Origin of the sequence: Streptomyces sp. rh34 (assembly GCF_002551245.1) — a bacterium.
Lineage (GTDB): Bacteria > Actinomycetota > Actinomycetes > Streptomycetales > Streptomycetaceae > Streptomyces.
This window is the reverse complement of the sequence record NZ_NTGZ01000579.1, coordinates 1-686: the sequence shown is the minus strand read 5'-3', so window position 1 is coordinate 686 and position 686 is coordinate 1. Positions and strand designations below refer to the sequence as shown.

The window sequence follows — 686 nt, the reverse complement described above, 5'->3', positions numbered from 1 at the left end:
CGCCTTGCCGGGGCCCGCGCCGCCGATCCGCACGAACACGTCCTGCAGCGAGGTCGGGTTCGCCGAGTGGTCCGCCGAGGCGTTCTCCGGGCCGACCTCCAGCAGCGTCTGCGAGTTGACGGGACCGGCGTCGATGAGGAAACCGGCGAGCTTGACCCCGTCGACGTCGGCGACCTTCATCGCGGTGACGCCGTTGTCCGGGATGATCGTGGCCATCCCGAGGCCGAGCACGACCGTGTCGGCCCGGTTCACGTTGATGGTCTGGTCGATGTGGTAGACGCCCGGGGTGAACAGCAGGTTCAGCCCCTGGGCGAGCGCGGAGTTGATCGTCGCGGCCGTGGCGCCCGGCTTGACGACGTAGAAGCGGTTCAGCGGAATGGACTCGCCCTGCTGTGCGCCGCCGTCCCACGAGACGCCGCGCGCGTTGACGCGCTTCGCGGGGACGAAGACCTTGTAGTCGTCGCCGTCGAGGTACAGGAACGGTTTCTCGCGGGAGATCGGGGTGGTGTCCAGGGTGGTGTACGGCGGGTTCGGGTAGCTGGACGCGGGCGCGCCCTGTACACCGGAGAAGGTCATGTTCCAGACCGCGTTGGTCCAGCCGCCGACGGAGCTGTCGCGGGTGTACCACTGCTGCTGGGAGTACGGGCCGACCTGGCCGTCGATCTTGCTGTCGGCGATGTAGCCGC

Annotated in this window: 1 pseudogene; it reads right to left on the bottom strand. The window is 68.8% G+C overall.

Annotated features, from left to right (window positions below):
- Nucleotides 1-686 (bottom strand): annotated as a pseudogene (locus tag CR470_RS38305) (coagulation factor 5/8 type domain-containing protein); the annotation flags it as partial.